At 70.6% G+C, this 17,566-nt stretch carries 18 protein-coding genes; 7 read left to right on the top strand and 11 right to left on the bottom strand.

The genetic code is table 11. From position 1 onward, the window contains the following. The first annotated feature begins 30 nt into the window (after positions 1-30). Positions 31-1,539 (top strand): L,D-transpeptidase family protein, encoded by a 1,509-nt coding sequence (locus DJ021_RS06830; protein WP_111456828.1) that lies wholly within the window; start codon positions 31-33, stop codon positions 1,537-1,539. A 3-nt stretch (positions 1,540-1,542) separates the two neighbouring features. Here DJ021_RS06830 and DJ021_RS06825 read toward each other — a convergent pair whose 3' ends face one another. Genes DJ021_RS06825 through coaBC form a run of 3 tightly spaced genes read right to left on the bottom strand, consistent with a single transcriptional unit; the run spans position 1,543 to position 3,819 of the window. Continuing rightward, positions 1,543-2,175 (bottom strand): hypothetical protein, encoded by a 633-nt coding sequence (locus tag DJ021_RS06825; RefSeq protein WP_111456827.1) that lies wholly within the window; start codon positions 2,173-2,175, stop codon positions 1,543-1,545. A 1-nt stretch (position 2,176) separates the two neighbouring features. Continuing rightward, the gene (gene dut / locus DJ021_RS06820) at positions 2,177-2,629 is read right to left on the bottom strand and encodes a dUTP diphosphatase (protein WP_243625918.1); all 453 of its coding nucleotides are present in this window, start codon (positions 2,627-2,629) and stop codon (positions 2,177-2,179) included. Continuing rightward, positions 2,626-3,819, bottom strand: a complete 1,194-nt coding sequence (coaBC, locus tag DJ021_RS06815) for a bifunctional phosphopantothenoylcysteine decarboxylase/phosphopantothenate--cysteine ligase CoaBC (RefSeq protein WP_165837131.1) — start codon at positions 3,817-3,819, stop codon at positions 2,626-2,628. The genes dut and coaBC overlap by 4 nt, the downstream gene beginning before the upstream one ends. A gap of 187 nt (positions 3,820-4,006) precedes the next feature. Between coaBC and DJ021_RS06810 the strand changes: the two genes are divergently transcribed. Continuing rightward, a complete protein-coding gene (locus DJ021_RS06810; protein WP_111459010.1) occupies positions 4,007-4,582 on the top strand; it encodes a hypothetical protein in 576 nt (191 codons plus the stop codon). A gap of 10 nt (positions 4,583-4,592) precedes the next feature. Here DJ021_RS06810 and ubiB read toward each other — a convergent pair whose 3' ends face one another. Together ubiB and DJ021_RS06800 are read right to left on the bottom strand one after the other, a co-directional pair. After that, the gene (gene ubiB, locus DJ021_RS06805; RefSeq protein ID WP_111456824.1) at positions 4,593-6,104 is read right to left on the bottom strand and encodes a 2-polyprenylphenol 6-hydroxylase; all 1,512 of its coding nucleotides are present in this window, start codon (positions 6,102-6,104) and stop codon (positions 4,593-4,595) included. Positions 6,105-6,121: 17 nt separating this feature from the next. Further along, a complete protein-coding gene (locus DJ021_RS06800) occupies positions 6,122-6,880 on the bottom strand; it encodes a class I SAM-dependent methyltransferase (protein ID WP_111456823.1) in 759 nt (252 codons plus the stop codon). Positions 6,881-6,955: 75 nt separating this feature from the next. Here DJ021_RS06800 and mutM point away from each other — a divergent pair, with 75 nt between their 5' ends. The 5 genes from mutM to dnaA all read left to right on the top strand — a co-directional run bounded on the left by mutM (position 6,956) and on the right by dnaA (position 11,800). Further along, complete coding sequence (gene mutM / locus DJ021_RS06795; RefSeq protein ID WP_111456822.1) at positions 6,956-7,819, top strand: bifunctional DNA-formamidopyrimidine glycosylase/DNA-(apurinic or apyrimidinic site) lyase; 864 nt, start codon at positions 6,956-6,958, stop codon at positions 7,817-7,819. Beyond that, the gene (locus tag DJ021_RS06790; RefSeq protein ID WP_111456821.1) at positions 7,816-8,694 is read left to right on the top strand and encodes a TraB/GumN family protein; all 879 of its coding nucleotides are present in this window, start codon (positions 7,816-7,818) and stop codon (positions 8,692-8,694) included. The genes mutM and DJ021_RS06790 overlap by 4 nt, the downstream gene beginning before the upstream one ends. Positions 8,695-8,723: 29 nt before the next feature. Continuing rightward, entirely contained in the window at positions 8,724-9,509 is a 786-nt protein-coding gene (locus DJ021_RS06785; RefSeq protein WP_111456820.1) for an enoyl-CoA hydratase, read from the top strand. 155 nt (positions 9,510-9,664) lie between these two features. Further along, a complete protein-coding gene (rpsT, locus tag DJ021_RS06780) occupies positions 9,665-9,934 on the top strand; it encodes a 30S ribosomal protein S20 (protein ID WP_111456819.1) in 270 nt (89 codons plus the stop codon). 408 nt (positions 9,935-10,342) lie between these two features. After that, positions 10,343-11,800: a chromosomal replication initiator protein DnaA gene (gene dnaA, locus DJ021_RS06775; protein ID WP_111456818.1), complete on the top strand. Its 1,458-nt coding sequence runs from the start codon at positions 10,343-10,345 to the stop codon at positions 11,798-11,800. A 226-nt stretch (positions 11,801-12,026) separates the two neighbouring features. On the opposite strand, the gene pnp is transcribed toward dnaA, so the two are convergent. The 6 genes from pnp to DJ021_RS06745 form a co-directional block, all read right to left on the bottom strand. Beyond that, positions 12,027-14,171 carry a polyribonucleotide nucleotidyltransferase gene (gene pnp / locus DJ021_RS06770; RefSeq protein WP_111456817.1) on the bottom strand — a complete coding sequence of 715 codons (2,145 nt, stop codon included), beginning with the start codon at positions 14,169-14,171 and terminating at the stop codon, positions 12,027-12,029. A 248-nt stretch (positions 14,172-14,419) separates the two neighbouring features. Further along, positions 14,420-14,689 carry a 30S ribosomal protein S15 gene (rpsO, locus tag DJ021_RS06765; protein ID WP_111456816.1) on the bottom strand — a complete coding sequence of 90 codons (270 nt, stop codon included), beginning with the start codon at positions 14,687-14,689 and terminating at the stop codon, positions 14,420-14,422. Continuing rightward, the gene (gene truB, locus DJ021_RS06760; RefSeq protein WP_111456815.1) at positions 14,661-15,638 is read right to left on the bottom strand and encodes a tRNA pseudouridine(55) synthase TruB; all 978 of its coding nucleotides are present in this window, start codon (positions 15,636-15,638) and stop codon (positions 14,661-14,663) included. The genes rpsO and truB overlap by 29 nt, the downstream gene beginning before the upstream one ends. Continuing rightward, entirely contained in the window at positions 15,638-16,075 is a 438-nt protein-coding gene (rbfA, locus tag DJ021_RS06755; protein ID WP_111456814.1) for a 30S ribosome-binding factor RbfA, read from the bottom strand. Before rbfA ends, truB begins: the two co-directional genes overlap by 1 nt. A 107-nt stretch (positions 16,076-16,182) precedes the next feature. Continuing rightward, a complete protein-coding gene (locus DJ021_RS06750) occupies positions 16,183-16,971 on the bottom strand; it encodes a dienelactone hydrolase family protein (protein ID WP_111456813.1) in 789 nt (262 codons plus the stop codon). A 34-nt stretch (positions 16,972-17,005) separates the two neighbouring features. Beyond that, the gene (locus DJ021_RS06745) at positions 17,006-17,506 is read right to left on the bottom strand and encodes a DUF2939 domain-containing protein (protein WP_111456812.1); all 501 of its coding nucleotides are present in this window, start codon (positions 17,504-17,506) and stop codon (positions 17,006-17,008) included. Positions 17,507-17,566 lie beyond the last annotated feature (60 nt).

The raw sequence follows: 17,566 nt of genomic DNA, 5'->3' as shown, positions 1-17,566 counted from the left end.
ACCGTCGCCGGTTTCGCGCGTTGGGTAGGCATGACCCTAGCTTTTGACGCCTTTCCGCGCCCGTTCAACGTCCGGCGCCGCCTCCTCATGCTGTCCGCCGTGGCGCCGGCGGTGCTGGGCGCCCTGGTCCTCTCCGGCTGCCAGAAGCCCGGCGGTCCGACCGCGCTGAGCCGCGGCGAGGTCAAGGACGCCCTGGCAGTGCTCGACCGCGCCCCGGAGCAGGGCTTCGCGCCCGGCGCGTTCGGCGAGCGCGGGATCGGCGAGCTGATCAACTCCCCCAAGGCCGCGGAACAGGCGGAAGGCTCGCGGCGGCTGCAGGCCGCCCTGATCGCTTACGCCGGCGCCGAGCATGGCCTGCGCATCCCGCACAGCGCCCTGCCGGCCGACTGGGGCCTGAAGCCCGAGCCCTACGACGCCGAGGCCGCGCTGTTCCAGGCGCTGAAGGCCGGGACGTTCAAAGCCTGGCTGGCCGACCTGCCGCCGCCCTCGCCTGACTACCAGGCGCTGCAGCAGGCCTATGTCGCCTATCTGAAGCTCAGCACGGCCGGCGGGTGGCCGGCGGTTCCCGCAGGCGGCGCGCTGAAACTCGGCGCGCACGGCCCGCGCGTCCTGGCGCTCCGCCAGCGGCTGGGGGCGGAGGACCCCGGCGCGGCCGGCCCCGCAGACGCCCCGTACGACGCCGCCCTGGCCGGCGCGGTGGGCCGCTTCCAGACCGCCCATGGCCTCGCGCCCACCGGCGTCGTCGACGCGGCCACGACGCAGGAACTGAACGTCCCCGCCCAGGCCCGCGCCGCCCAGATCCGCGCGAACCTGGAGCGCCTGCGCTGGCTGCCGCGGGTCCAGCCGGCCACCCGCATCGACGTCAACACCGCCGCCGCGACCATGGACTATTTCGTCGACAACCGGCTGACCACCCACATGCTGGCCGCCTCCGGCAAGCCCGGCGACGAGACCCCGATGCTGCGCTCGGCGGTCGACGGCATCGTGCTGAACCCGCCGTGGAACGTGCCCGAGACCATCGCGACCAAGGAGCTGCTGCCCAAGGAGGCCGCCGATCCCGGCTACCTGGAGCGCAAGGGCTTCACCACCAAGGAGGGTGCGGGCGGCCCGCGCCTGGTGCAGGAGCCCAGCGCCGACAGCGCGCTCGGCCTGGTGAAGTTCGAGTTCGACAATCCCTACGCCGTCTACCTGCACGACACCCCGTCGAAGGCCGCCTTCGCCAAGACCCAGCGGGCGGTGAGCCATGGCTGCGTGCGGCTGGAGCGGGCGGTGGATTTCGCCAAGCTGCTGCTGTCGACGCAGCCCGGCTGGTCGGCCGGCCGCGTGGACGAGGTGCTGGCCTCGGGCGAGACCGTGCACGTCAAGCTGAGCCATCCGGTGGCGGTGCGGCTGATGTATCGCACCGCCTTCCCGGAGGGCGGCCGCATCGCCTTCAGGCCGGACATCTACGGCTGGGACACCCAGCTCTTGCAGCTGCTCGACCATCCGCCGGCGCCGAAGCCCAGCGACCGCCGGACCAAGTCCGCCAAGCGCGCCTGACCATCAGCCGGCCGGCGCCGACTTCGTCCACAGTCCGTCGACCTCGGCCTGGACGTCGCCGGACACCCCGCGGCGGGCGAGCGACAGGCCGTCGAGCTCGACCCGGGCGCCGCGCAGGAAGCGGTCGTGCAGGCTGTAGCCCAGGAGGTAGACCGAGCGGTCGGTCCGGGTCTGACCGTCCTCGATGTAGGTGGTGACCAGGCCGACCGGCAGCCGGCCCTGGTCCCCGGCCTTGCCGTCGTGCTTGCGGTCGCGCTCGGCCTTCTTCAGTCCGCCCTCGAACCAGCCCCGCTCGATGCGCGGATTGCCGGTGGTCTGCACCGGATCGCCGCGCATCGCGGAGGGGAAGACCACCGCCTGGGTCTGGATCACCTGCTCGGGATGGGCCGGGGCGAGGCGGATGCGCTCGCCCGCGCCGTCGGGCGTTCCGGTCATCAGGAAGGTCCGCTTCAGCGCGCCCTGCTGCGCCTCGGCGCGGCGCTCGCGTTCGGAGACCGCGCGGTCGTGCGCCTCCTGCGCCCGCTCGCGGTGGGTGTCCCAGTAGCCGAGGCCGGCGATCACCACCGCCACCACGCCCACCAGCTCGGCCAGCGTCAGCCAGCGCAGCGGCAGGCGGCGCTTGGGCGTGTCGGTCATCCTAGCGCCCCGTGGACCCGAAGCCGCCGGCGCCGCGGGCGGTGTCGTCGAGGCTCTCGACCTCCTGCCAGACGCCCTGGACCACCGGGGCGATCACCAGTTGGCCGATTCGCTCGCCGCGGCGGATCACGAAGTCCTCCTCGCCGTGGTTGACGAGGATCACCTTCACCTCGCCGCGGTAGTCGGCGTCGATGGTGCCGGGCGAATTCAGGCAGGTGACGCCATGCTTGGCCGCCAGCCCCGAACGCGGCCGCACCTGGCCCTCGAAGCCTTCCGGCAGGGCGAAGGCCAGGCCGGTCGGCACCGGGTGCCGCGACCCGGGCCGCAGGGTCAGCGGCTCGCCCTCCGGCACCGCGGCGCGCAGGTCCATGCCGGCGGCGTGGGCGGTCTCGTAGGCCGGCAGCGGCAGGCCCTCGGCGTGCGGCAGGCGGATGATGGGGATGGTCGGGCTCACGGCAGTTCCTCGGCGATACGGGCGGCGAGCCGGCGGGCGACCTCGCCCTTGCTCATCCGCTCCCATCGCTCGATTCCGGCGTGGGTGACGATAGCCACCGCATTGTCGTCGCCGCCCATCGTGCCCGCGACGCTGACGTCGTTGGCGACGATCCAGTCGCAGCCCTTGGTCTGCAGCTTGGCCCGGGCGTGGACCTCCACGTCGTGGGTCTCGGCGGCGAAGCCCACCACCAGCCGCGGCCGGCGCTGGTCCTTGGAGAGCGTCGCCAGGATGTCGGGGTTCTCCACCAGGGTCAGCGTCGGCGGACCGCCGGCCCCCTTCTTGAGCTTGGTCTCGCCGACGCTGGCCGGCCGCCAGTCGGCGACCGCGGCCACGCAGACGGCGACGTCGGCCGGCAGCGCGGCCTCGCAGGCCATCAGCATCTCGTGGGCGGTCTCCACCGACACCCGCCGCACGCCGGCCGGAGCGGTGAGCGCGGTGGGCCCGCTGACCAGCACCACGTCGGCGCCCAGGGCCTCCAGGGCCGCGGCGATGGCGTAGCCCTGCTTGCCCGAGGAGCGGTTGGCGATCACCCGCACCGGGTCGATCGGCTCGACGGTGGGTCCCGCCGTGACGATGGCCCGCTTGCCGGCCAGCGGCTTCGAGGCCGGCCCGGCCAGCGCCGCCTGGATCGCCTCGAAGATCGCCGCCGGCTCGGCCATGCGCCCGGGCCCGAACTCGCCGCAGGCCATGGCGCCCTCGTCGGGCCCCACGAACATCACGCCGTCGGCCTTGAGCGTGGCGAGGTTCCGCTGCGTCGCCGGGTGCTCCCACATCCGCACGTTCATCGCCGGGGCCATCAGCACCGGGGTGTCGGTGGCGAGCAGGGTGGTGGAGGCCAGGTCGTTGGCGAGGCCGCCCGCCGCCTTGGCCATCAGGTCCGCGGTCGCCGGCGCGACGACGATCAGGTCGGCCGAGCGGGAGAGCTCGATATGGCCCATCTCCGCCTCGTCGGTCAGCGAGAACAGCTCGGCGTAGACCTTGTCCTCCGCCAGCGCCGACACCGACAGGGCGGTGACGAATTCCGCCCCCGCCTGGGTGAGGATCGGTCGCACGGCGATGGCGGCCTTGCGCAGCAGGCGGGTGAGCTCGAGCGCCTTGTAGGCTGCGATCCCGCCGCCGACGATCAGGAGAATCCGCTTTTCGGCCAAGGCGTTCAGCCTCCGGGAACAGGAGGCTCCGATTTAGGGCAAGAGCGGCCTCTGGACAAACGGCGACGGTTGTTCTTTGTTTGTTCGGCGCGGACGGGTATCGGCGTCCCCGAAAAAGGGACTCGACAGCCCCAGAAATCTTTGTTCTTTATTTGTTCCGGCTAAGCCTGTTCAGAGGGAGATGAAGATGGCTGGGTTGAGGACGGCGCTTTCGATGGCGTTGGGGATTTCCGCGGCGGCGCTGCTGGTCAGCGGCTGCGACAACGGCCCTTCGGCGGTGGCCGGCAAGCAGGCGGCCGGCACGCAGATGGCGACCAACGACGCGCCCCGCGACGTGGCGGGCGGCGCGTCCGCGGATGCGCCGCGGGTCGATCACCGCAAGGACCCCGTGCAGATGCTGGACGGCAAGCCGGTGTGGGCGGCGAGCCGCCGCTACTCGGCCGACGAGAGCGCCCAGCACGCCTTCGAGCGCAACGGCGAGACCTTCGGCGCGCGCTCGCTGGACCAGTACGTGAAGAAGGCCCACGCCTTCGTGGAGCACCCGCCGGCCGGCACCCAGACGCTGACCCGGGCCAACGGCGACATGCTGTTCTACGACCCCAAGGGCAACGTCTTCGCCGTGGCCAACAAGGACGGCGCGCCGCGCACCATGTTCAAGCCGGACGACGGCGCCAGCTACTGGCAGGTGCAGAAGGACCGCGAGGCCAAGCGCCAGACCGCCAGCGCCGGCCGCCGCACGTCCAAGCCCGACGACGAGGCGTAGGCGGCCGCGGCTAGCGCAGCAGCAGGGCCGCCAGGAAGGCCAGGCCGGAGGCCAGGGCGCCGATGGCGAACCACAAGAGCGCGGTCTGCTCGCGCCTCGGGTCGGTGATCTGCACGGTGGCCGAGGTCGGCGGGTGCTCGACCAGCCGGGCGATGTTGCGGATGGCGAGCTCCGCCTCGCCGGCCAGGCGCCGGATGCGGGTGGCGGGGGACAACTCGCGGGCCATGAACCGACGCACCACCGGATCGGCGGCCGACCAGATGTCGTGGTCGGGATAGATCCGCCGCGCCACGCCCTCGACGGTCATCATGGTCTTCTGCAGCAGGACGAGCTCCGGCCGCAGCCGCATCTCGAACAGGGCGGTGATCTCGAACAGCTGGGTCAGCACCCGGCTCATCGGCACCTGGCTGGCCGCGCGGCCGAACACCGGCTCGCCCACCGCCCTGAGCGCCTGGGCGAAGGCCGAGACGCTGTGGTGGCGCGGCACGTAGCCGGCCTCGAAGTGCACCCGCGCCACCCGCTCGTAGTCGCGCTCCAGGAAGCCCCAGAGGATCTCCGCCAGGTAGCGGCGCTCCGGCGGGCCCAGACGGCCGATGATCCCGAAGTCCACGGCGGTGAGCTGGGCCGGCGCAGCGGCGAACAGGTTGCCCTCGTGCAGGTCGGCGTGGAACACGCCGTGGTCCAGGGCCTGGGCCAGGAATGCGCGGATCAGGTTGTCGGCCAGCTGCTTGCGGTCGAGGTTGGGCTGGGTCAGGGCGGCGGCCTCCGACAGCGGCCAGCCCTGCGCCCACTCCATGGTCAGCACCCGCTTGCCGACCCCTTCCCAGACCACGACCGGCGCGCGCATGTAGCCGTCCTTGGCCATCACCTCGCCGAGCTCGTCGGCGCCGGCGGCCTCGAGCCGCAGGTCGAGCTCCAGCTCGGTGGCGCGGATCACCGTGGCGGCGAAGCCCCGCGGCTCCAGCCGCCGGGCGGCCGGCGCCCAGCGCTCCACCAGCCGCGCGGCCAGCGCCAGCACCTCGGAATCGTCCATCACCCGCCGCGCGATGGCCGGGCGCAGCACCTTCACCGCCACCCTGCGGCCGTCCAGCAGCACCGCCTCGTGCGCCTGGGCCAGCGACGCCGCCGCCACCGGGTCGCCGAAGCTGGCGAACAGGCTGCCGATCGGCCGGTTGAGGGCGTATTCCACCTCGGCCTTGGCCACTGAGGTCGGGAAGGGCTCCAGCCGGTCCTTCAGCCGCGACAGGTCCTCGGCGAACTCGCGGCCGAAGATGTCGGCGCGGGTCGACAGCAGCTGGCCGAGCTTGATCGCCACCGGCCCGAGGCTCTCCAGCGATCGCGCCAGCCGCTCGCCCGGACGGCCCATCCGCGCCTGGCGGCCGGCGAACAGCCGCAGGGCCTTCGACAGGGTCCGCACCCCGGACGAATAGAGCGGGTCGAGCTCGCGCGGCATCAGGGCGTCGTTGCGGACCAGGGTCCAGCCCGCCCCGACTAGCCGGCCGAACGCCCCCACGCCCGTCATCGGCCGCCGCTCATGGCCTAGACCACGCGCGCGGTGTGCAGGGCCGCCACGCCGCCGGTGAAGTTGGTGTAGTCGACGCGCGCGAAACCGGCCTCGCCGATCATCGCCGCGAACCGGCGCTGGTCGGGGAAGCGGCGGATGCTCTCCACCAGGTACTGGTAGGCCTCGCGGTCGCCGGCGAAGCGGGCGCCGATCTCCGGGATCACCTTGAAGGAATAGGCGTCGTAGGCCTTCTGCAGCGGCTCGGTGACCGGGCGCGAGAATTCCAGGCAGAGGAACCGGCCGCCCGGCTTCAGCACCCGGCGGGCCTCGCGCAGCGCCGCGGAGATGTCGGTGACGTTGCGGATGCCGAACGCGATCACATAGGCGTCCGCGCAGGCGTCCGGCAGCGGCAGCCGCTGGGCGTCGCCGACCGCCCAGGCGATCTCCGGCTCCGAGCCCTTGGCGCGGCCGGCGCCGATCATCTCGGCGTTGTAGTCGACCACGAAGATCCTGGCGTCCGACCCGCCCCGCCGCAGCTGGGCGCGCCGCGCCATCTTGGCGAAGCGCCGGGCCATGTCGCCGGTGCCGCCGGCGCAGTCGACGATGGTCTCGCCGGGCTGCGGGTTCAGGCGCGCGGCGACGGCGTCCTTCCAGAGCCGGTGCACGCCCCCGCTCATCAGGTCGTTCATCAGGTCGTAGCGGCGGGCCACGCGATCGAAGACGCCGCGCACGAGGCCGGGCTTCGCCTCGGGGTCCACGTCGCGGAAGCCGAAGGTGGCGGCAGGTCCGGTCATGCGCACGCTCTTAGCCTCCCCGCGCATGGCGTCCAAGGCCTTGGCGCGCCGCGCGGAGCATGCGACTGCACCTTCATGCCCGAATTGCCTGAGGTGGAGACGGTGCGCGGCGGCCTGGCGCCGGTCCTGGAGGGCCACAGGCTGGCCCGCGTGGAGGCCCGCCGGCCCGACCTGCGCTTCCCGCTGCCGCAGAACTTCGTCCAGCAGCTGACCGGGGCCACTATCGTCTCCCTGACCCGGCGCGCCAAATACCTGCTGGCCCGCCTCGACCGGGAGGACACCCTGGTGATGCACCTGGGCATGAGCGGCCGCTTCGAGATCGCCCGGCCCGAAGGCGCCGTGCGGCCGGGCGAGTTCCACTACGCGCCCGATCCGGACCCTAAGCACGCCCATGTGGTGTTCGAGACCGAGGCCGGGGCGCGGGTGACCTATTACGACCCGCGGCGGTTCGGCTACATGGCGCTGGTCAACACCGCGACCCTGCAGCTGCACCCCTGGTTCGCGGGCCTCGGGCCCGAGCCGCTGTCGGACGCCTTCGACGCCGCCCACCTGAAGGCGGCCTTCGCGGGGCGCAAACAGGGGCCCAAGACCCTGCTGCTCGACCAGAAGGTCGTCGCCGGCCTCGGCAACATCTACGTCTGCGAGGCCCTGCACCGGGCGCGGATCTCGCCGTTCAAGCCGGCCGGCAAGATCGCCGCCACCCGCCTGCCGCCGCTGCTGGCCGCCATCCGCGAGGTGCTGGGCGAGGCCATCGCCGCCGGCGGCTCGACCCTTCGCGACTACGCCCAGGCCGACGGCGCCCTGGGTTATTTCCAGCACCGCTTCCGGGTCTACGACCGCGAGGGCCGGCCCTGCCCGAACGACGGCTGCGACGGCGTCATCCACCGCAAGCTGCAGGCGGGCCGGTCAACCTTCTACTGCCCGGTGTGCCAGCGATGAACGCGCGGACGCTGTTCAGAGCCGGTCTGGCGGCGCTGTTCGCCGCCCTGGCCGCCGCCAGCGCCGCCCAGGCCGAACCGCCGGTCTGGGTGGTGAAGGACAAGGATTCCGAGCTCGTGCTGTTCGGCTCGGTGCATGTCCTGCCACCCGGCCTCGCCTGGCGCCCGCCGGCGCTGACCCGGGCGCTGAAGGGCGCCGACGACCTCTGGTTCGAGCTGCCGATCGACCCGGCGACCGAGGCCGAGACCGGTCGGCTGGCCGGCGAGGTCGGCATGCTGCCGCCGGACCAGTCGCTGTTCAAGCTGCTCGACGCCAAGACCTCGGCCCAGCTGCTGCGGGTGGCGCAGACCTACCACGCCTCGCCCGAGGTGCTCGACCACCTGCGGCCCTGGCTGGCGGAGATCGCCCTGGCCGGCGCGGCCTATCGCAAGTACGGCGCGCAGGGCGCCGACGGGGTCGAGAAGTCGGTAGCCGCCGCCGCCCCGCCGTCCGCCCAGCTGCGGGCCTTCGAGACCCCGGCCGAGCAGCTCTCCTTCTTCGCCGATGCGCCGTTCTCCGACCAGGTCGCCTCCCTGCGCCAGACCCTGCAGGAGATGGAGGACAAGCCCGACGAGTTCGCCGTCCTGGTGCGCGCCTGGATGGCCGGCGACGTCCGCGCCCTCGACCGCGAGGCGCTGGCGCCCCTGCGGAAAGCCTCGCCGGAGCTGTTCCGGCGGGTGGTCACCGACCGCAACGCCCGCTGGGCCGCGGTGCTGGACCAACGGCTGAAGGGCAAGGGCCGCACGGTTGTGATCGTCGGCGTCGGCCACCTGGTGGGCAAGGACGGCCTGCCCGCCCGCCTGCGCGCGCTTGGCTATTCCGTCCAGGGGCCGTAAGGCGCCGAGAACCTCGCAAGGACCCGGTCATGAGCTATGAGACCCTGATCGTCGAGACCCCGGCCGACGCCGCCGGCGTCACCCTCATCCGCCTGAACCGGCCCGACGCGCTCAACGCGCTGAACAGCCGACTGCTGGAGGAGCTGTCGCAGGCCCTCGACGCGGCGGAAGCCGACGACGCCGTGCGCTGCCTGGTGCTCACCGGCTCCGAGCGCGCCTTCGCCGCCGGCGCCGACATCAAGGAGATGTCCGACAAGACCTACGCCGAGATGTTCGCGGCCGACTTCTTCACGAAGGGCGCGCGGCGGATCGAGCAGTTCCGCAAGCCGATCATCGCCGCGGTCGCCGGCTACGCCCTGGGCGGCGGCTGCGAGCTGGCGATGCTCTGCGACTTCATCATCGCCGCCGACACCGCCAAGTTCGGCCAGCCGGAGATCAACCTCGGCGTCATGCCCGGCATCGGCGGCACCCAGCGGCTGACCCGCTTCGTCGGCAAGTCCAAGGCCATGGAGATGATCCTCACCGGCCGGATGATGGACGCCGCCGAGGCCGAGCGGGCCGGCCTGGTCTCCCGCGTGGTGGCCGCCGACAAGCTGATCGAGGAGGCGCTCGCGGCGGCGAGGAAGATCGCCGGCCAGTCGCCGCTGGCGGTGATGATGAACAAGGAGCTGGTGGAGGCGGCCTACGAGACCACGCTGTCGACCGGCGTGGCCATGGAGCGCCGGCTGTTCCACTCGCTGTTCGCCTTCGAGGACCAGAAGGAGGGCATGGCCGCCTTCGTCGAAAAGCGGAAGCCGCACTTCAAGGGGCGGTAGGAAAGCCTGCGTTCGTCCCTCGAACCGGCCCCGACTTAAAGTGGTGGGGTGAAAACACCCCACGGCATTGACCCGCCGGCCCCGCTCCCGTATATCCGCGCCTCCAATTTTGCCCGCCCGGTTCGCCGGGCGCGAACCGTTTTGAGAGTTCTAGAATGGCCAACACGCCCGGCGCCAAGAAGGCGGTCCGCAAGATCGCCCGCCGCACCGAAGTCAACACCGCCCGCCGCTCGCGCGTGCGGACCTTCCTGCGCAAGTTCGAGGAAGCGGTCACTTCGGGCGACGCCACCGCCGCCAAGGCCGCCTTCGTGAAGGCGCAGTCGGAACTGATGCGCGCCGTCACCAAGGGCGTGGTCCACAAGAACACCGGCTCGCGGAAGGTCTCGCGCCTTGCCGCCCAGCTGAAGAAGCTCTCGGCCGCCTGAGGCCGATCGGCCGGGGTTGCGGGCCGCCCGCTTCCCCTGCCTCCCTACCGGAATTTCCAGCGCAGCAGCGTCCTTTCGGGCGCTGCTTTTGCATGCCCGAAACCCAGCCTTCCCGCGACCTGTGCGGCGAATCTACTCAGCGGACTGACCGAGTATTGGGCGTTTCCCTTGGCGGTAGAGGGGGTCAGCGCAAGTCAACGAAAATATCCGCCGAGGTCGCTAAGAATCCCCGTTGACCCTCGGGGGCCCCCGACTAGTCTCAGCGATCTTACAGGCGTCTTCCATCTGATCCCGGACAAACGGGACGCCGGCGGAGCTCATGCATTCGCCGGGTAAGATCTTGTGTTCATTGAGTAAAGGCCGGTCGTGGCGCGGGGCCGTGGCTGAGAGGGCGGGGTAGAACGAGGAATGATGAGCGGGGGGGCTGCGGAAGCTATGCCTGAGGCGCCGGCGGGGGCGGTCTGGACGAAGACGTGCCAGGTTCTGAAACGTGAATTGGGCGAGGCGACGTTCGGCTCCTGGCTGGGTCAGGCGTCCCTGCGCGAGACCGGCGACGACGTGTGCCTGGTGGCCGCCACAGGGGTGGCGTGCGACTGGATTCGTCGGCATGCGTGGCGTCGTATCGGCGAGCTTTGGGCGCAGAACGATCCGCTGGGCCGCCGGCTCGACCTGAAGTCGCGCATGGAGTTCGACTCCGGCGTGGTCGTCCCCGCGGCCGCCACGGCGATGCCGGTGGCCGCCAAGACCGCCAGCGCCGCCATTGCGCCCGCCATCTTCGAGATCGAGGCCACCGACGTCGTGCCGCCGGTCGCCGCCCGCCAGGGCCGCCTCCAGGGCCTCCAGGAACGGTTCTCGTTCGAGAGCTTCGTCGCCGGCCCGGCCAACGAGTTCGCCTTCGCCGTGGCCCGTCGCGTGGCCACCTGGGCCGACGGCCATTTCAACCCGGTGCTGTTCCACGGCCCCTACGGCTTCGGAAAGACCCACCTGCTGAACGCGCTGGCCTGGGAGGCCATGCGCAACGAGCCCTCCAAGCGGGTGGTCTACCTCTCCGCCGAGCGGTTCACCTCGACCTTCGTCAAGGCCATCCAGGACAAGCAGACCGCCGCCTTCAAGGACGAGTTGCGCAACGCCGACCTGCTGTTGATCGACGACGTCCACTTCGTGGCCGGCAAGCCGTCGACCCAGGAGGAGCTGTTCCACACCCTGATCGCCCTGGTCGAGGACGGCCGCCGGGTGGTGATGACCGCCGACCGCTCGCCCACCGAACTGTCGGAGATGGAGCCGCGCCTGCGCTCGCACCTGCAGGCCGGCCTGGTCTGCGGCATCGAGCCGGCCGACCGCGCCCTGCGGCTGGGCATCCTGGAGCGCAAGCTGGCCACCCTGGCCCAGCAGGGCCGCTTCGTGCCCTCCGCCCGCCCCGAGGTGCTGCAGTTCCTCGCCGACCGCTTCACCGACAGCGTGCGCGAGCTGGAAGGGGCCCTGAACACCCTGGTGGCCCGCGTCGGGGCGGACCTCGCCCGCCTGACCCTGGACGAGGCCCAGGCGATCCTGCGGCCCCACCTGTCCTGCAACGAGCGGAAGGTGACGGTGGACATGATCCAGAAGACCGTCGCCGAGCACTATGCGCTGAAGCAGGCCGACCTGATCTCCGAACGCCGCGCCCGCGCGGTGGCGCGTCCGCGGCAGGTGGCCATGTGGCTGGCCAAGCAGATCACCACCCGCTCGCTGCCCGACATCGGCCGCCGCTTCGGCGGACGCGACCACACCACGGTGCTGCACGCCGTGCGCCGCATCGAGTCCCTGAAGGCCGAGGACCCGGCCCTGGCCCGCGACGTGGACGTCCTGCTCCGCAAGCTGCGCGGCTAGATCGACACATCACCGACAACGCTTAAGGCCCGCCGCAAGGCGGGCCTTTTGCTGTGCGGGCCGGCCCAAGCCCGGCTTTCATCGCCGAAGCCGCTCAGCAGCCCTCTGGGGCCCGCCAACACGGTCCGCCGTCCCGGCCGATACCTGCCTCAGTCGGCGGCCAACGAAAAAGGCGGCCGCATCGCTGCGGCCGCCTCGTTTCGTTCAGACGATGGGGAGGACGCGCTTAGGCGTCCGCCGTCTCCGCCTGGTCCTGCTTGGCCGACAGGTCTTCGCCGGTTTCCTGGTCGACGACCTTCATGGACAGGCGGGTCTTGCCGCGGTCGTCGAAGCCCAGGAGCTTGACCTTCACGGCTTGGCCTTCCTGCAGCACGTCGGAGACCTTGTTCACGCGATCGGCGGAGATCTGGCTGACGTGGACCAGGCCGTCCTTGGCGCCGAAGAAGTTCACGAACGCGCCGAAGTCGACGATCTTCACCACCTTGCCGGTGTAGATCTGGCCGACTTCCGGCTCCGAGGCGATCGACTTGATCCAGTCCTTGGCCGCGTCGATCTTGGACTGCTCGGCGGCCGCGATCTTGATCGTGCCGTCCTCGCCGATATCGATCTTGGCGCCGGTCTCGGCGGTGATCTCGCGGATCACCTTGCCGCCCGAGCCGATCACTTCGCGGATCTTGTCGACCGGGATCTTGATGGTCTCGATCTTCGGCGCGTGCTCGCCCAGTTCGGCGCGCGGCGCCTCCATGGCCTTGTTCATCTCGCCGAGGATGTGGTCGCGGCCGCCCTTAGCCTGAGCCAGGGCCTGCTTCATGATCGCCTCGGTGATGCCGGGAATCTTGATGTCCATCTGCAGCGAGGTGATGCCGTCGGCGGTGCCGGCGACCTTGAAGTCCATGTCGCCCAGGTGGTCTTCGTCGCCCAGGATGTCGGAGAGCACGGCGAAGCCGTCCTTCTCCAGGATCAGGCCCATGGCGATGCCGGAGACCGGCTTCTTCAGGGGCACGCCCGCATCCATCAGGGCCAGCGAGGAGCCGCAGACCGAGGCCATCGAGGACGAGCCGTTGGACTCGAAGATCTCGGAGACCAGGCGGATCGTGTAGGGGAACTCTTCGACCGACGGCAGCATCGGACGGATCGCCCGCCACGCCAGCTTGCCGTGGCCGACTTCGCGGCGGCCCGGCGCGCCCATGCGGCCCGTCTCCCCGACCGAGAACGGCGGGAAGTTATAGTGCAGCATGAACTTCTCGTAGTACTTGCCCTCGAGGGCGTCGATCAGCTGCTCGTCGTCGCCGGTGCCCAGCGTGGCCACGACCAGCGCCTGGGTTTCGCCGCGGGTGAACAGCGCCGAGCCGTGGGCCCGGGGCAGCACGCCCACTTCGCCGAGGATCGGACGCACCTGGTCGACCTTGCGGCCGTCGATGCGCGTGCCGGTGTCGAGGATCGAGCGGCGGACGATGTCGGCCTCAAGCTCCTTGAACACGCTGATCAGCTTCAGCGGGTCGATGCCGGCCGGGTTGGCGTCCGACTTGGCGAACTTGCCCACGGCCTTGTCCTTGGCCGCCGACAGCGCGGCGTGGCGTTCGGACTTGCCCATGATCTGGTAGGCGGCGGTCAGGTCCTTGCCGATGGCCTTCTTCACTTCGGCCTTCAGGGCGTCGGTGTCTTCCGGCTGGAAGTCGAAGGGCTCCTTGGCGGAGTGTTCGGCCAGCTCGATGATCGCGTTGATCACCGGCTGCATGCCGGCGTGGGCGAACATCACCCCCTTCAGCACTTCGTCTTCCGACAGCTCCTGGATCTCGGACTCGACCATCATCACGGCGTCGTCGGTGCCGGCGACCACCAGGTCCATCCGGCTGTCCTTCATCTCGTCGAGCGTCGGGTTGAGGATGTACTCCCCGTTCACGAAGCCGACGCGGGCGCCGGCGATCGGGCCCATGAAGGGAGCGCCGGAGATCACCAGGGCGGCCGAGGCGGCCACCAGGGCGACGATGTCGGGATCGTTCTCGAGGTCGTGGGCCAGCACGGTGCAGACGACCTGCACTTCGTTCTTGAAGCCCTTGACGAACAGCGGCCGGATCGGACGGTCGATCAGGCGCGAGGTCAGCGTCTCTTTTTGCGAAGGCGCGCCTTCGCGGCGGGGGAAGGAGCCGGGGATCTTGCCCGCGGCGTAGAACTTCTCCTGGTAGTTGACGGTGAGCGGGAAGAAGTCCTGGCCGGGCTTCGCGCTCTTGGCGAAGACGGCCGTGGCCAGCACCATGGTCTCGCCGTAGGTGGCCAGCACCGCGCCGTCAGCTTGACGGGCCATGCGGCCGGTTTCGAGCGTGAGCGTCTTGCCGCCCCACTCGATGGTCTTGCGTTTGATATCGAACATTTTTGAGCTTCTTTCTGTCCCGCGGGCGTATTCCCGGCGGGGGCGGACAGGGGATCGGCTTTCCGAAATCCTCTCCAAATGAACAGGCGGGGTGAGGATTTCTGTGAACCCTCGGCGTGTGGATGGGGAGCTTCCGAAAGCCTCCCGGCGCCGCATGAAACCCCCGGCCTGTTTGCGGAGGAGCGACGTAGAAATCTAAGACCCGCTCGCCCGGTCAGTTCAACCGGGGAGCGGCCTTGTGATCGGACCTAGCGGCGCAGGCCGAGGGTCTCGATCAGCTTCTGATAGCGGTCGGTGTCCGACTTCTTCAGGTGGTCCAGGAGCGACCGGCGCGCAGACACGAGCTTGAGCAGCCCGCGACGCGAGTGGTTGTCCTTCTTGTGGGTCTTGAAGTGCTCGGTCAGGTTGGCGATCCGTTCGGACATGATCGCCACCTGGACTTCAGCGCTGCCCGTGTCCGCTTCGCCGCGGGCATGGGACTTGATCACTTCAGCCTTGCGTTCGGCCGTAATCGACATCGGGTTTGTCTCCGCTCTTATCAAGATGGAAGACACGTGAGGGTTCGAGCCGGCCCGCGCGCATCTCGCAAAGAGCGACCACGGTCCCGCCCGACGTGGCGGAAACGGTGCGCGAGCCGGGTTTGAGCCTGGCTTTCACTGCTTCCACCTGTCGGGGAACGAGAACGATCGACCGTCCCTGCTTCAGTCTGAAGGCGTCTTCGTCGGTCACGGCCAGCGCCGGGATGTCGTCCAGCGCGGTCTCGACCGGAAGCAATGCCTCCGACTGGCGGGCCTTATGCCCTAAATCCTCAAGCAATTCCAGCGTCACCGCAGAATCCTCGGTGAAGCCCCCGACGCGGGTGCGGCGCAGCTCGCTCACGTGGCCGCAGGCGCCCAGCGTCTCGGCCAGGTCGCGGACGATGGCGCGGACATAGGTGCCCTTGCCGCATTCGATCTCGATGACCACGTGATCGTCGTCCGGCGCCCCGGCCACCCGGGCCGAATGGATGGTCACGGTGCGGGCCTTCAGCTCGACGACCTCGCCGGCGCGGGCTAGGTCATAGGCCCGCTCGCCGTCCACCTTGATGGCCGAATAGGCCGGCGGCACCTGGCTGATCTCGCCGACGAACCGCGGCAGCGCCGCCTCCACCTCCGCCACCGTCGGGCGCACGTCGGAGGCGGCGATGGTCTCGCCCTCGCGGTCGTAGGTGGCGGTCGTGCGGCCCCAGGCGATGGTGAAGCGGTAGGCCTTGTCGGCGTCCATCAGGAACGGGACGGTCTTGGTCGCCTCGCCCAGCGCGATCGGCAGGATGCCGGTGGCCAGCGGGTCCAGGGTGCCGGCGTGGCCGGCCTTCTGGGCGTTGAACGCCCGCCGCACCCGGCTCACCGCGTAGGTCGAGGTCAGGTCGTAGGGCTTGTCGAGGCAGATCCAGCCGGAGACGGCGTCGCCCTTCCTGCGGCGGGCCATCAGTCCTCGTCCTTCCAGCCGTCCGAGGGCGGGTGCGGCTCGAGGTCCTGGCGCACGCGCGGATCGTCGAACAGCCGGCTCATCCGCTGAGCCTCGTCGAAGGTCTCGTCGTGCAGGAACTTCAGCTGCGGCGTGAACTTCATCTCGATATTGCGGCCGAGCCGCCCGCGCAGGAACTTGGCGTGGCGGTTCAGCCCGTCGACCACCTCCGGCGCGTGGCCGCCGCCCAGCGGCTCCACGAAAACCGTGGCGTGGCGCAGGTCGGGGCTCATCCGCACCTCGGTGATGGTCACCGAGACGCCGACCAGGGCCGGGTCGGTGACGTCCTCCTCGCGCAGGATCTCCACCAGGGCGTGGCGCATCAGTTCGCCGGCGCGCAACTGGCGTTGCGTGGGGCCTTTGGGCTGGCCGCGGCCATGTGGGGTGGGACGTTTCATCGTACTGCTCGCGTGGCCTGGGACGCGGATCGGACGCGCCGCCTCAGGGAAGGGCGGGCTTCTAGGCGTCCGGCCTGGGGAAGTCCACCCCGGTCGGCCGGGCCTGCTCAGATGGCGCCGGTGCGCTCGCGGAAGAACCGGATCACCCGCTGCTCGGCGGCCTTGGTCGGCCCGTCCGGGGCCAGGTTGAGGGTCAGCACCGAGTGGGGGTGCTTGAGCGGTCCGGGCGCAGCGTCCTTGGGGTCGAGCTCGATAGCCTCGAACCGGTCGCCGAACTCGCGTTTGTAGGTGTCGAAGCGCGCCTGCGGCACGAACGGGTCTCCGTGGAAGCGCAGGCCGATCATCGACAGGTCCTCCTGCGCGAACCGCCGCCGCGCGCAGGCCACCTCGGCCGGGGAGACCCCGAGGCCGGCGGCGCGGCTGGCGCCCAGCGGCAGGGACGGCTGCGACACCACCGGGGCGACCACCGCCGGCTCGGTCATCATGGCCAGCGCGAAATTGCCCGTGAAGCACATGCCGACCGCGCCGACGCCGCGGCCGCCGCACTCGGCGTGGGCCTTGCGGGCCAGCGCGCGCAGCCACTCTACGATCGGGCTCGACTGGTCGGTGGCCCAGACGTTGAACTCCCGGCGGATGCAGATGCCGCCGATCATGGTGAGCGCGCCCAGGGGATGGTCCGCCGGGCGGCCCGGCTTTCCGAACAGGCTGGGACAGAAGACCGTCATGCCCGCCGCCGCCAGCCGGTCCGCGAAGCGCACGACCTTCGGATGCAGCCCCGGCATCTCGTGGATGACGATCACCGCCGGCCCCGAGCCGCGCCGATAGACCGGCCGCGTATAGGGCCCGTCCGTGAACTCGAACCTCTCGTAGTCCGACAGCGCGTCTTCGTAGGCCATCGGCGCCTCCCCTGCCGGGATCAGCCTCGGCCGATCAGAGCTTGATGCGCAGCATCGAGGTGTCGCCCTCGAAGCCGGTCAGCTTCCAGACGCCCTCTTCCTTGGTGAACATCAGGAGGCAGGGGCCGTCCTTCTTCTTGGTGGCGCAGACCCGGCCGTCCGGCATCACCTTCAGCGCGCTGGCGATCACCACCGGTCCGGGGATCCGGGTGGCCGGCGTGTAGCCGTACTGCTCGGCCACCACCTTGAAGACCCGGGGCTGCACCAGGGCGTCGCCGGCGAAGTCGACCACCTGCGGTCCGAGCAGCGCCGCCAGGCCCTTCAGCCGGTCGTCCTTGGCGAGCCGCTCGTCGAGCTTGGCCTGCAGCTCCTTCTTCAGGGCGGCGCGGTCGACGTGGGCGTCGAAGGTCGCCTGGTCGTCGTCGCGGATGGAAAGCAGCAGCGCATGCACGTCATTGGCCGCGTCCAGCCGATGGACGGAGGCGCAGGCGACGAGGGCGGACGCCAGCATGATGATCAAAAGGCCGCGGACCATGTCCACCTCCGCTCGTCCCGGCGAAGGCCGGGATCCAGATTCAGCCGCAGAACCCGGTGG

It is taken from the genome of Phenylobacterium hankyongense, assembly GCF_003254505.1.
Classification (GTDB): Bacteria; Pseudomonadota; Alphaproteobacteria; order Caulobacterales; family Caulobacteraceae; genus Phenylobacterium; species Phenylobacterium hankyongense.
Note: the sequence above shows the minus strand (reverse complement) of the source record. Positions and strands in the feature narration are given on the sequence as shown.